The organism is Streptomyces sp. NPDC055400 (assembly GCF_053644375.1).
The window spans coordinates 467,017-479,435 of sequence record NZ_JBSHLM010000003.1; the positions used below are offsets into that span (position 1 = coordinate 467,017).

Sequence of the window (12,419 nt, forward strand, 5' to 3'; positions counted from 1 at the left end):
GAATAAGAAGCCCCGGGCGACCTCGCACCCAACGTCACCCCGGACAGCACAAAGCCCCGACCGCGCATGCGATCGGGGCCCTGAAGAGACTGTCGTCGATACTCACGAACCCGTGGGTACGGAGTCAGTCGCCTCCGTCCACAGATCCTGCTCGGCGCGATCCGCCTGGATCTGGCGGTACACGAGGAGCCCGCCGATGGCGGCCAGTGCGACCAGGAGAAGCTTCTTCACCGCGCGACCTCGTCTTTCTTTGACGTAGGGGACCTCTGGCGCCCGACTATACACACCGGCCGATACCGATCAGTGACCTGCACCCAGGCCCAACTCCCGCACCCCGTCGACCAGTCGAACCGGATCACGGAGCTCCGATCACACTTCGCAGAACATGACATTTGGTGTGATTGACGGCCTGACGGTGCGATTGCGCCCATCCGAGTGGTGTTGATCTGAACATCGACGCGCCACGGGCGTCGGTCCCCCACTACGGAGCCCACATACACATCATGAGGAAAGTACGCAAATCGCCCAACCCGAAAGTGAGGGATCATGGCCAGCAACAAGGTCATCAAGCTGTGGACCGTCCTCATCACCGCCTTCCTCGCGGTACTGAGCGCGATGGGTCTCACCTCTCCGGCCGCCGCGGCCACGCCCGTACAGCAGACGGAGGGCGCCCGCAACGCGGCGGTGAGCACCCCCGCCACTACCACCGTCCGAGCCCCCTGGGCCTTCAAACGGTCCCTGCCTCCCACGATGAAGCAGCGCATCTGCGCCGAGGCCCACGGTTCCTCCCCCAGCTGCCGCCACCGCCCGCCGGTCGACACGGAGTCCGAGAACGAGTTCGAAGAGACCGCGGCAGGAATCAGCGCCCTCCACGCGCAGCCGTAGCAGCAGCGGTACGTAAAGACGAAGCTCCACCAGCGGTATCAGCAGCAGTAACAGCAGCTGCAGCGAAAGCGGCAACGGCAAGAAGGCCGGCCCTGGAGCACCGCACCAGACCCTTCGCAGTAGACCCATCGCAGCAAAAGCTCCACCGTAAGAACAGCCGGCGAGGAAGACCGACAGGTACCACCGGCAGGGCACCACCGCAGAGAACGTCCGGCAGCACGGTTCATCGGCCCAAGCCGACAGCGCCGCTCAGCAGCCAGTACGAGCAAGAGCACGAGACCACAGACCAACGCACTACTCGCACCACAGCCACAAGCAGCGCGGCACCGCAGAACCACGGCGGCGGCACCAGGCAGCGCTTCACCAGCGCAGCCACGCCCCGGACCTGCCCACCGCACTCAAGATCCAGATCCAGATCCAGACGGCACCAAACGGCACCAAACGGCAAGCAAAGCGCCGACCGCGACACCACGCCATCGATGGACCGCGCTCCCGCGCTCTCGACCTTTCACGACCCCGGCCGCCACAGGCTGAGGGTCTTCTCGGCGTGTGCCCCCGGCCTATCGCCCCGCCCCGCCGCCTCGGGCGCCGGGCCCGGGCCATTGCTGCTGCTCACCGCACGGGGGTACCGGCGTCAGCCTGGTACGCGGCGAGCAGATCGAACTGGCCGCCACCGCCCTGAGCGGGCCGAGATCGGCTCAGAGCTGCCCAGGCATCGAGATCCCCGCCGCCGACGGCCGGTCCGTCACTCGCCGCGCCGAGTAGCGCCCGTCAGCGAGTCAAGAAGGACGCCAAAACGAAGAGAGGCCCTCCCCCACCAGGGGAGAGGGCCTCTCTTCATGTACTGCTTCTGTGGGGCTAACAGGATTTGAACCTGTGGCCTCATCCTTATCAGGGATGCGCTCTAACCAACTGAGCTATAGCCCCGCCGCGCTTTGCGGTGTGTGTCCCGCGCGCTGACCTCTGAAGATTAGCGCACGACCCGGCCAGTCCCAAAATCGATAGCTGGGACCCCGGCCCACCGGCCAAAAGGCCTGTGGAGCGCACCCCGTCAGGGAATGCGCTCCACAGGTGTCACGGCGACCGAAGCGGCCGCCGCTCGGCTGCCAAGCGGCAGCTACTCGTCCTCGGCGAGGGTCAGCTCGACGCCGCCCACGAAGCCCGCGGAGAGGTTGTAGATGAACGCGCCGAGCGTGGCCAGCGCCGTCGCGAGGACGACGTCGATGACCGCGATGATCGACGTGAAGATCAGGACGCGCGGCAGCGACAGGAACGACTGAAGGTCGAAGCCATTGGACTCGTTCGAGCCCGTGGCCTCGGAGATCGTGCCGCCGACGGTCGAGAAGACGCCCATGGCGTCCATGACCATCCACAGCACCGCGGCCGCGACGATGGTGCAGATACCCAGCGCGATGGAGAGCAGGAAGCTGACCTTCATCACCGACCACGGATCGGCCTTGGCGACCCTCAGACGCGCCTTGCGCGTACGAGGCGTCGTGCGGGCCCCCGTGCGCGGCCTGCGGACCGCTCCGGCCGGCGGAGCCGCCTGGTAGGCCTGCGGCGGGTGGTACGGCTGCGAGGACTGCGGGGGCTGCTGCCGCTCCCCGGGCAGCGCCCCGTCCGTGCCGGCCGCGTACTGCTGCGTCTGCGGACCTCGGGTGTCCGTCACAGTTCCCCCCTGGGATCCATGAGACTCGTGCGAGTCGTTCGAGTCAGTGGCGGGACCACGGCCGCCGTCCGTTTCCGTACCGGTCGACCCGGCGCCCGTGGCTCCGCTCACGATGACTCACTCCTCGCGCTACTCGGCCGTGGACTCCGTGCCCTCGTCCGTTTCGACAGCCGTCTCGACCTCGGCGGACTCGTCGACGATGACGTCACCGTCGACCTCCTCCGCCTCGCGACCGGCCTCGGCGTTACGAGCGATACCGACCACGGCATCGCGCTTGCCCAGGTTGATCAGTTGGACGCCCATGGTGTCACGGCCCGTCTCCCTGACCTCGTTGACTCGCGTACGAATCACACCGCCGGACAGCGTGATGGCGAGGATCTCGTCGGTCTCCTCGGTCACCAGCGCGCCGACGAGCGATCCGCGGTCCTCCACGATCTTGGCGGCCTTGATACCGAGGCCACCGCGACCCTGGACGCGGTACTCGTCGACGGCGGTCCGCTTCGCGTACCCGCCGTCGGTGGCGGTGAACACGAACGTACCCGGCCTGACGACATTCATCGAGAGCAGCTGGTCACCCTCGCGGAAACTCATCCCCTTCACACCGGATGTGGCGCGGCCCATCGGGCGCAGCGCGTCGTCCGTTGCAGTGAAGCGGATGGACTGCGCCTTCTTGCTGATGAGCAGCAGGTCGTCCTCGGCGGAGACCAGCTCGGCGCCGATCAGCTCGTCGTCGGAGCCGTCCTCCGTCTCGCGGAGGTTGATGGCGATGACGCCGCCCGATCGGGGCGAGTCGTAGTCCTTGAGCGGGGTCTTCTTTACGAGGCCGCCCTTTGTGGCGAGGACCAGGTAGGGGGCCGCCTCGTAGTCGCGGATCGCGAGGATCTCGGCGATCGCCTCGTCCGGCTGGAAGGCCAGCAGGTTGGCCACGTGCTGGCCGCGCGCGTCACGGCCGGCGTCCGGGAGCTCGTACGCCTTCGCGCGGTAGACGCGGCCCTTGTTCGTGAAGAACAGGAGCCAGTGGTGCGTCGTCGACACGAAGAAGTGGTCGACGATGTCGTCTTCCTTGAGCTTCGTGCCGCGTACGCCCTTGCCGCCGCGCTTCTGCGAGCGGTAGTCGACCGTCTTGGTGCGCTTGACGTAACCGCCGCGCGTGATGGTGACGACGATGTCCTCTTCGGCGATCAGGTCCTCAATGGACATGTCGCCGTCGAAGGGCACCAGCTTGGAGCGTCGGTCGTCGCCGAACTTCTCGACGATCGCCGTGAGTTCCTGACTGATGATCTGGCGCTGGCGCTCCGGCGAGGCCAGGATCGCGTTGTACTCGTCGATCTTGATCTGCAGTTCGTCGTGCTCGGCGACGATCTTCTGGCGCTCCAGGGCGGCCAGTCGGCGCAGCTGCATCTCGAGGATCGCGTTGGCCTGGATCTCGTCGATCTCCAGGAGGCCCATCAGGCCCTCGCGGGCGATCTCGACGGTGTCACTGCGCCGGATGAGCGCGATGACCTCGTCGATGGCGTCCAGGGCCTTCAGGAGGCCGCGCAGGATGTGGGCGCGCTCTTCGGCCTTGCGCAGGCGGAACTTCGTACGGCGGACGATGACCTCGACCTGGTGGCTCACCCAGTGACGGATGAAGGCGTCCAGGGAGAGGGTGCGCGGCACGCCGTCGACGAGCGCCAGCATGTTGGCGCCGAAGTTCGTCTGGAGGTCGGTGTGCTTGTAGAGGTTGTTCAGGACGACCTTGGCGACGGCGTCGCGCTTCAGGACGATGACGAGGCGCTGGCCGGTGCGCGACGAGGTCTCGTCGCGGACGTCGGCGATGCCGCCGACGCGGCCGTCCTTCACCAGGTCGGCGATCTTCTGCGCGAGGTTGTCCGGGTTGACCTGGTACGGGAGCTCGGTGACCACCAGGCACTGGCGGTTCTGGATCTCCTCGACCTCGACGACCGCGCGCATCGTGATGGAGCCACGTCCCGTGCGGTACGCCTCCTCGATGCCCTTGCGGCCCACGACCAGGGCGCCGGTCGGGAAGTCCGGGCCCTTGATGCGCTCGATGAGCGCGTCCAGGAGCTCCTCGTGCGAGGCCTCCGGGTTCTCCAGGTACCACTGGGCGCCGGAGGCGACCTCGCGCAGGTTGTGCGGCGGGATGTTGGTGGCCATGCCGACCGCGATGCCCGCGGAGCCGTTGATCAGCAGGTTCGGGAAGCGGGCCGGCAGGACGGTCGGCTCCTGGGAGCGGCCGTCGTAGTTGTCCGTGAAGTCGACGGTCTCCTCGTCGATGTCACGGACCATCTCCATGGACAGCGGCGCCATCTTGCACTCGGTGTAGCGCATGGCGGCGGCGGGGTCGTTGCCCGGGGAGCCGAAGTTTCCGTTCGAGTCCACCAGCGGCATACGCATCGACCACGGCTGGGCCAGGCGGACCAGGGCGTCGTAGATCGAGGAGTCGCCGTGCGGGTGGTAGTTGCCCATGACATCGCCGACGACGCGGGCGCACTTGTAGAAGCCCTTCTCGGGCCGGTAGCCGCCGTCGTACATCGCGTACAGGACGCGGCGGTGGACGGGCTTGAGGCCGTCGCGTACGTCGGGCAGGGCGCGCGACACGATGACGGACATCGCGTAGTCGAGGTACGAGCGCTGCATCTCGGTCTCGAGCCCGACGGGCTCGATGCGCTGGGCACCCTCCTCGGGCACCGTTTCGACGCTGACGCTGATCTCGACGCCTTCTTCAGGCGTGGGGGGAGTGTTCTCGTCGGTCATTGCTGGTGAAGATCCTTTCTGATGCGGTCAGCTGAGACCGACTCAGATGTCGAGGAAGCGGACGTCCTTGGCGTTGCGCTGGATGAACGAGCGGCGCGCCTCGACGTCCTCGCCCATCAGGACGGAGAACAGGTCGTCCGCCTGGGCGGCGTCGTCGAGGGTGACCTGGCCGAGCACGCGGTGCTCGACGTCCATCGTGGTGATGCGCAGCTCCTCGGCGTTCATCTCGCCGAGACCCTTGAAGCGCTGGATCGAGTCCTCGCGGATCCGCTTGCCCTGCTGGCGGCCGAGCTCCGTCAGGGCGTCGCGCTCACGGTCCGAGTACGCGTACTCGAAGTCCTCACGACCCCACTTGATCTTGTAGAGCGGCGGGCGCGAGAGGAACACGTAGCCGGCCTCGACGAGGGGCCGCATGAACCGGAACAGGAAGGTCAGCAGCAGGGTGTTGATGTGCTGGCCGTCGACGTCGGCGTCCGCCATCAGAATGATCTTGTGATAGCGGAGCTTCTCGATGTCGAAGTCCTCGTGGACTCCGGTGCCGAAGGCGGAGATCAGCGCCTGGATCTCCTGGTTCTGCAGGATCTTGTCGATCCGCGCCTTCTCGACATTCAGGATCTTGCCTCGGATGGGCAGGATGGCCTGGTACTGCGGGTTACGGCCGGACTTGGCCGAGCCGCCGGCGGAGTCACCCTCGACGATGAAGATCTCGCACTTGGTGGGATCGTTCGACTGGCAGTCGGAGAGCTTGCCCGGCAGGGACGCCGACTCCAGCAGGCCCTTGCGGCGGGTGAGGTCGCGGGCCTTGCGGGCCGCCACGCGCGCGGTGGCCGCCTGGATGCCCTTGCGGATGATGTCCGCGGCCTCGACCGGGTTGCGGTCCAGCCAGTCGTTCAGGTGCTCGTAGACCACCTTCTGGACGAAGGTCTTGACCTCGGTGTTGCCCAGCTTGGTCTTGGTCTGGCCCTCGAACTGCGGCTCGCTCAGCTTCACCGAGATGATCGCCGTCAGACCCTCGCGAATGTCGTCACCGGTGAGGTTGTCGTCCTTCTCCCGCAGCAGCTTCTTGTCGCGCGCGTACTTGTTGATCAGCGACGTCAGCGCGGCACGGAAGCCCTCTTCGTGGGTACCGCCCTCATGCGTGTGGATGATGTTGGCGAAGGAGTAGACGCCCTCGGTGTAGCTGCTGTTCCACTGCATCGCGACCTCGAGGGACAGGAGCTTGTCCTTGTCCTCCGCCTCCAGGTCGATGATGGTGGGGTGCACCGCCTCGCCCTTGCGGGAGTTGAGGTACTTCACGAAGTCGACGATGCCGCCCTCGTAGTGGTACTCGACCGCCTTGACCTCGGGCTTCTCATCGGCGCCCGCCTCGTCCGCACCGGCGACGGCCTTCGCCGACTCACGCTCGTCGGTGAGTTTGATCCTCAAACCCTTGTTGAGGAACGCCATCTCCTGGAAGCGCCGCGACAGCGTCTCGAAGGAGTACTCGGTGGTCTCGAAGATGTCCGGGTCGGCCCAGAAGGTGACCGACGTGCCGTGCTCGTCCGTGGCCTCGTGCTGCGCGAGCGGGGCCGTGGGGACGCCCAGCTTGTAGTCCTGGGTCCAGCGGTGGCCGTCGGTCTTGACCTCGACGGCGACCTTCATGGACAGCGCGTTGACGACAGAGACGCCCACGCCGTGCAAACCGCCGGAGACCGCGTAGCCGCCGCCGCCGAACTTGCCGCCCGCGTGCAGCACGGTCAGCACGACCTCGAGGGCGGGCTTGCCCTCGGACGGGACGATGCCCACGGGGATGCCGCGGCCGTTGTCCACGACGCGCACACCGCCGTCGTGCAGGATCGTCACGTCGATCGTGTCCGCGTGGCCGGCCAGCGCCTCGTCGACGGAGTTGTCGACGACCTCCTGCACCAAGTGGTGCAGGCCGCGCTCACCGGTCGAGCCGATGTACATGCCGGGCCGCTTGCGGACCGCGTCCAGACCCTCGAGGACTGTGATGGCGCTGGCGTCGTAGGCCGAGGTCACCTCGCCGGAGGACTCATTGGCCTCCGCCGGGGCCTGGCCGACGGCGTCGGCGTCGGCGGCAGTGGACGGGATGTTCTCGTTGGGGTTGCCGGAATCGGCCACGAAGCGCCCTTTCTGGCACAGCACAAGCCAAGCCCGGCGGTGGCCGGAGCGGCTGCGTCGTTCAGCGATAGTCAGCGTTGCTCGGTGTGTCCCACAAGTGGGGCGGGATTACGTCTCAGTCTACCGGTAGCGCCGACAGTGATGGGGGTTTGCCGGTACCTGAGTCCGCATGTGCCGCCCTGAACCGGCCTCTGCCGACTCCCCATATGCGTCCCGGGGCTCCAAGAGGCTCACAGCGGCACTCAGCGCTTCCGGGCGTCAACCGGGCGTCAACCCCCGGCCGGCAGCTCCCCCGACTCACCCGTAGGTGTCGCCGGGACCCTTGCTTCCCGGGGCGCGCAGGGGGCCGAAGCGGCGTGCGGGAGCGTTGGGCCCAAGGATCTTCAGAAGCCGTACGGTGCCGTGCCCGAGGTCCTCGTTGAGCCGCGCCACCAGCGTCGGAGCCAGGTAACGCAGCTGCATCGCCCAGGCCGTCGAGTCGCACTGGACGGTCAGGACACGCTCGTCCTCGTCGTACTTCAGGGGCTCGGAGTGCTTGGCGAGGTCCTCGCCCACGATCTCCGGCCAGCGGCCCATGACACCGCCGACAGCGGCCGGCGCCTCCCAGCCGCGCTCGGTGATCAGCCGGTTGATGGCCGCGCCGAACGCGACCGGGTCGCGGCCGTCGGCGCGCGCCCCGGACCTCAGTCCGCCGCCTCGCCGGGCCTGCTTCTTCTGCTGGTCGGCCACTCCACGCGCGCGTGCCTGTTCCTTCGCGGCGCGCAGGGCCACGCGCGCGAGGTCGACGCCTGACGGCTCGGGGGCCTTCCGGGGGGCGTCGCCGGATGTGTTCTCGGTCATATCCGCTCCACCGTTCCTTCGGACACCGCGTACCGCGTGCCCGCCAGGACGCCCGGCACGTCGTCGTCCACCGCGGCCGTCACCAGGACCTGCTCGCCGGGGGCGACCAGCTCGGCGAGACGCTCCCTGCGCCGCGCGTCGAGCTCCGCGAAGACGTCGTCGAGCACGAGCACCGGCTCGTTCCCCTCGGCCCGCAGCAGGTCGTACGAGGCCAGGCGCAGAGCCAGCGCGTACGACCAGGACTCGCCGTGGCTGGCGTACCCCTTCGCCGGCAGCTGGCCGAGCTTGAGGATCAGGTCGTCGCGGTGCGGTCCGACGAGGGTGACGCCCCGCTCGATCTCCTGTTTGCGGGCCGCTTCGAGGGCGGCCATCAGCTGCTCGTAGAGCTCTTCGCGCGCGTGGCCATCGATTTCGGGCGAGGACGGCTTGTAGTCGAGGGCGAGCGGGCCGCCGCCGGGCGCCAGCTGTTCGTACGCCTTGTCGGCGAGCGGCTGGAGCATGGCGATCAGGTCGAACCGCTGCGCGAGCAGCTCGGCGCCCACGCGCGCGAGGTGCTGGTCCCACACGTCGAGGGTCGACAGGTCCATCGACCGGCCGCCGTGCCTGCGGGCGAGCGCGGCCGACTTGAGGAGCGTGTTGCGCTGCTTGAGCACGCGGTCGTAGTCGGACCGCACGCCGGCCATGCGCGGGGAGCGGGCGGTGATCAGTTCGTCGAGGAAGCGGCGGCGCTCTCCGGGGTCGCCCTTGACGAGCGCGAGGTCCTCCGGCGCGAACAGGACGGTGCGCACGATGCCGAGCACGTCACGCGGTCTGACCTGCGAGGATCGGTTGATCCTGGCGCGGTTCGCCTTGCCCGGGTTGAGCTCGAGCTCGATGAGCTGCTGGCGCTCGCCCTGCCGGACCGCGGCCCGGATGACGGCGCGCTCGGCGCCCATGCGGACCAGCGGCGCGTCTGAGGAGACCCGGTGGCTGCCGAGGGTGGCGAGATAGCCGACGGCCTCGACGAGGTTGGTCTTGCCCTGTCCGTTCGGACCCACGAAGGCGGTGACGCCCGGATCGAGAGGGACCTCGACCCGGGCGTACGAGCGGAAGTCGGCCAGCGACAGATGCGTCACATGCATGGTCGTTCGCCGACCTCCCCCAAGGTGTGGAGCGGGTGTGGATTACTTCGTCGTGGAGCTTCGTGGACGCGTTGTGGGTTCGCTTTGTGGATTAACTCTTCTCGACTGCGTGGCCGCCGAACTGGTTACGCAGGGCGGCGATCATCTTCATCTGCGGCGAGTCGTCCTGGCGCGAGGCGAAGCGCGCGAAGAGGGAAGCGGTGATCGCGGGCAGCGGCACCGCGTTGTCGATGGCCGCCTCGACCGTCCAGCGGCCCTCACCGGAGTCGGCGGCGAAGCCGCGCAGCTTGTCGAGGTGCTCGTCGTCGTCCAGCGCGTTGACCGCCAGGTCGAGCAGCCAGGAACGGATGACCGTGCCCTCCTGCCAGGAGCGGAAGACCTCGCGGACGTTCTCCACGGAGTCGACCTTCTCCAGGAGCTCCCAGCCCTCGGCGTAGGCCTGCATCATGGCGTACTCGATGCCGTTGTGGACCATCTTCGCGAAGTGGCCCGCGCCGACCTTGCCCGCGTGGACGGCGCCGAACTCGCCCTCCGGCTTGAGTGCGTCGAAGACCGGCTGGACCTTGGCGACGTGCTCCTTGGTGCCGCCGTACATCAGCGCGTAGCCGTTCTCCAGGCCCCAGACGCCGCCGGAGACGCCGCAGTCGACGAAGCCGATGCCCTTGATGCCCAGCTCGACGGCGTGCTTCTCGTCGTCGGTCCAGCGCGAGTTGCCGCCGTCCACCACGACGTCGCCGGGCGAGAGGAGGTCGGCGAGCTCGTCGACGGTGGCCTGGGTCGGGCCGCCGGCGGGCACCATCACCCACACCACACGCGGGGCCTTGAGCTTGCCCACAAGCTCCCCGAGGCTGTGGACATCCGCGAGGTCGGGATTGCGGTCGTATCCGATGACGGTGTGGCCGGCGCGGCGGATGCGCTCGCGCATGTTGCCGCCCATCTTGCCGAGACCGACGAGACCGAGCTCCATCAGGTGGTTCCTTAAGTTGCGACGGGGCGTGAGGTGGTGCGTGAGGCACTCCCGCACCTGTGTTCCGAGCCTAAACCTGGGGGTACCACCCACGCCTTTCGGGCAGAGGGGGAGTTCACGCACACCTGTGGGCATAGCCGCTCAGGCGAACGCCCGGCGGCCATGCCCTGTGGAGCGTCAGCCCGACAGCCGCACCGGCATGATCAGGTACTTGTACGCGTCGTCCGCCTCGGCGTCCACGGCGGGCCTGCCGCTGAGCAGCGCCGGCTTCGTGGAGGTCGTGAAGGAGAGCTGGGCGACCGGGGAGTCGATCGCGCTCAGACCGTCCAGCAGGAACGTCGGGTTGAAGGCGATCGAGATGTCGTCGCCGTCGAGCTGGGCGTCGACCCTTTCCACAGCCTGTGCGTCGTCGCTGGAACCGGCCTCCAGGATCAGCACGCCCTGCTCGAAGCTGAGCCGCACCGGGGTGTTCCGCTCGGCGACGAGGGCCACACGCTTGACGGCCTCCACGAAGGGGGCGGTCTCGATGACGGCCACGGAGTTGAACTCCGTCGGGAACAGGGTGCGGTACTTCGGCAGGTCGCCCTCGAGCAGACGCGTCGTCGTACGGCGGCCGGCTCCCTCGAAGCCGATGAGACCCTCACCGGCGCCGGAGCCTGACAGAGCCAGGGTGACCGTGTCACCGCTCGTGAGCGCCTTGGCGGTGTCCAGGAGCGTCTTGGCGGGCACCAGGGCGACCGCGGACGCCTCGGGGTCCTCCGGCTTCCACAGGAACTCGCGAACCGCGAAGCGGTAGCGGTCGGTGGACGCCAGGGTGACCGTGTCACCCTCGATCTCGATGCGCACACCCGTGAGCACCGGCAGGGTGTCGTCACGGCCGGCGGCGATGGCCACCTGGGCCGCGGCGGAGGCGAAGACCTCACCGGGGACGGTGCCCGTCGCGGTCGGCATCTGCGGCAGTGCCGGGTACTCCTCCACAGGCAGGGTGTGGAGTGTGAATCGTGAGGAGCCGCAGACCACGGTCGCTCGTACACCGTCTGTGGAAATCTCCACCGGACGGTTCGGCAGGGCACGGCAGATGTCTGCCAGGAGCCGGCCGGAGACGAGGACGGTGCCCTCCTCGTCGATCTCCGCGTCGACCGAGACCCGCGCCGAGACCTCGTAGTCGAAGCTCGACAGGCTCAGCGCGCCGTCCTCGGCCTTCAGGAGAAGGCCCGCGAGGACCGGCGCAGGCGGTCGGGCCGGGAGGCTGCGCGCCGCCCAGGCCACTGCCTCCGCGAGTACATCGCGTTCCACCCGGATCTTCACCGTAAGCCGCCTCCTGCTGTTGCTGGCTGCTCTCGCCCTGCGTTGGTCTTCGGTCTTCGTCGTGTGACTCGGTGTCGCTCAGCCGCCACATGGGAAGGACACCGGGGAACAGTCTGACGTACGGCGCTGACAGTCGTTGCCGCTCGGGGTCAAGTCGTGCCGACCCGCTGTCGGGCACCGGACCCCGAGTTGTGCACAGCCCCCACTTCAATCCTGATTCCCAGCTCTCTCTAGTTGGGAGTAGTAGTAGGGGCTGTGGAAACCGTGGATAACTGCCTTTTCGCAGGTCAGAGTCGGTTTTTTGTCCACCGGGCCTGTGGGCGCGAGCGGTGGACAACCGGGGTTCTCTGTGGACGGGGAAAAGTTCTGCACACCCGATGCACAGGCCGGGGCGACTTCTCCCCAGGGCTGTCCCCAGCTTTACCCCGGTTCCCCACAGCCCAACCACACCCCTTGATGTGACGCCTTTCACTCGGCACGGTGATTTTGCGCGTTGCGTTGCCGAACAGTGGACAGCCGTGTGGAGAAGCCGCCCGCAGCTGTGCACAAGGGTCTCTGACCTGTGGGTCGACGGTGGACAACAAAACCCACACCCTGTGGAGGAAGATCTTGTCCACAGCCTGTGGAGATCTTTTGTCCACGAATCCACAGGCGTCTGACCTGGTCTGATGGTCATTCAGCACCGGGCCCTGTGGACACAGTCTGGACAACTTGGCAGTCCCCAGGGTGTGGACGCAAGAAAGTCCGCACA

At 67.7% G+C, this 12,419-nt stretch carries 9 protein-coding genes and 1 tRNA gene; 1 reads left to right on the top strand and 9 read right to left on the bottom strand.

The features are described 5' to 3' along the window. Window positions 1-102 precede the first annotated feature (102 nt). Window positions 103-231 (bottom strand): DLW-39 family protein, encoded by a 129-nt coding sequence (locus ACWIGU_RS10240; RefSeq protein ID WP_003999697.1) that lies wholly within the window; start codon window positions 229-231, stop codon window positions 103-105. Between the two features lie 315 nt (window positions 232-546). On the opposite strand from ACWIGU_RS10240, the gene ACWIGU_RS10245 reads away from it, so the two are divergent. Further along, window positions 547-885 (top strand): DUF6344 domain-containing protein, encoded by a 339-nt coding sequence (locus ACWIGU_RS10245; RefSeq protein WP_454399338.1) that lies wholly within the window; start codon window positions 547-549, stop codon window positions 883-885. An 853-nt stretch (window positions 886-1,738) separates the two neighbouring features. Here ACWIGU_RS10245 and ACWIGU_RS10250 read toward each other — a convergent pair. The 8 genes from ACWIGU_RS10250 to dnaN all read right to left on the bottom strand — a co-directional run bounded on the left by ACWIGU_RS10250 (window position 1,739) and on the right by dnaN (window position 11,668). After that, a tRNA-Ile gene (locus ACWIGU_RS10250) sits at window positions 1,739-1,812 on the bottom strand. A gap of 190 nt (window positions 1,813-2,002) precedes the next feature. Continuing rightward, the gene (locus tag ACWIGU_RS10255; RefSeq protein WP_454399339.1) at window positions 2,003-2,665 is read right to left on the bottom strand and encodes a DUF3566 domain-containing protein; all 663 of its coding nucleotides are present in this window, start codon (window positions 2,663-2,665) and stop codon (window positions 2,003-2,005) included. Between the two features lie 18 nt (window positions 2,666-2,683). Beyond that, window positions 2,684-5,311, bottom strand: coding sequence for a DNA gyrase subunit A (gyrA, locus tag ACWIGU_RS10260; protein WP_454399341.1), 2,628 nt, complete (start codon window positions 5,309-5,311; stop codon window positions 2,684-2,686). A gap of 42 nt (window positions 5,312-5,353) precedes the next feature. Beyond that, complete coding sequence (gene gyrB / locus ACWIGU_RS10265) at window positions 5,354-7,456, bottom strand: DNA topoisomerase (ATP-hydrolyzing) subunit B (RefSeq protein ID WP_454399343.1); 2,103 nt, start codon at window positions 7,454-7,456, stop codon at window positions 5,354-5,356. 273 nt (window positions 7,457-7,729) lie between these two features. Continuing rightward, complete coding sequence (locus ACWIGU_RS10270; protein WP_454399344.1) at window positions 7,730-8,272, bottom strand: DUF721 domain-containing protein; 543 nt, start codon at window positions 8,270-8,272, stop codon at window positions 7,730-7,732. Next, on the bottom strand, window positions 8,269-9,393 hold the full coding sequence (gene recF / locus ACWIGU_RS10275) for a DNA replication/repair protein RecF (protein ID WP_454399346.1): 1,125 nt from the start codon (window positions 9,391-9,393) through the stop codon (window positions 8,269-8,271). Before recF ends, ACWIGU_RS10270 begins: the two co-directional genes overlap by 4 nt. A 91-nt stretch (window positions 9,394-9,484) precedes the next feature. Further along, window positions 9,485-10,360: a phosphogluconate dehydrogenase (NAD(+)-dependent, decarboxylating) gene (gene gnd / locus ACWIGU_RS10280; RefSeq protein WP_454399348.1), complete on the bottom strand. Its 876-nt coding sequence runs from the start codon at window positions 10,358-10,360 to the stop codon at window positions 9,485-9,487. A gap of 177 nt (window positions 10,361-10,537) precedes the next feature. Beyond that, window positions 10,538-11,668, bottom strand: a complete 1,131-nt coding sequence (dnaN, locus tag ACWIGU_RS10285) for a DNA polymerase III subunit beta (protein ID WP_454399350.1) — start codon at window positions 11,666-11,668, stop codon at window positions 10,538-10,540. Window positions 11,669-12,419: the final 751 nt, after the last annotated feature.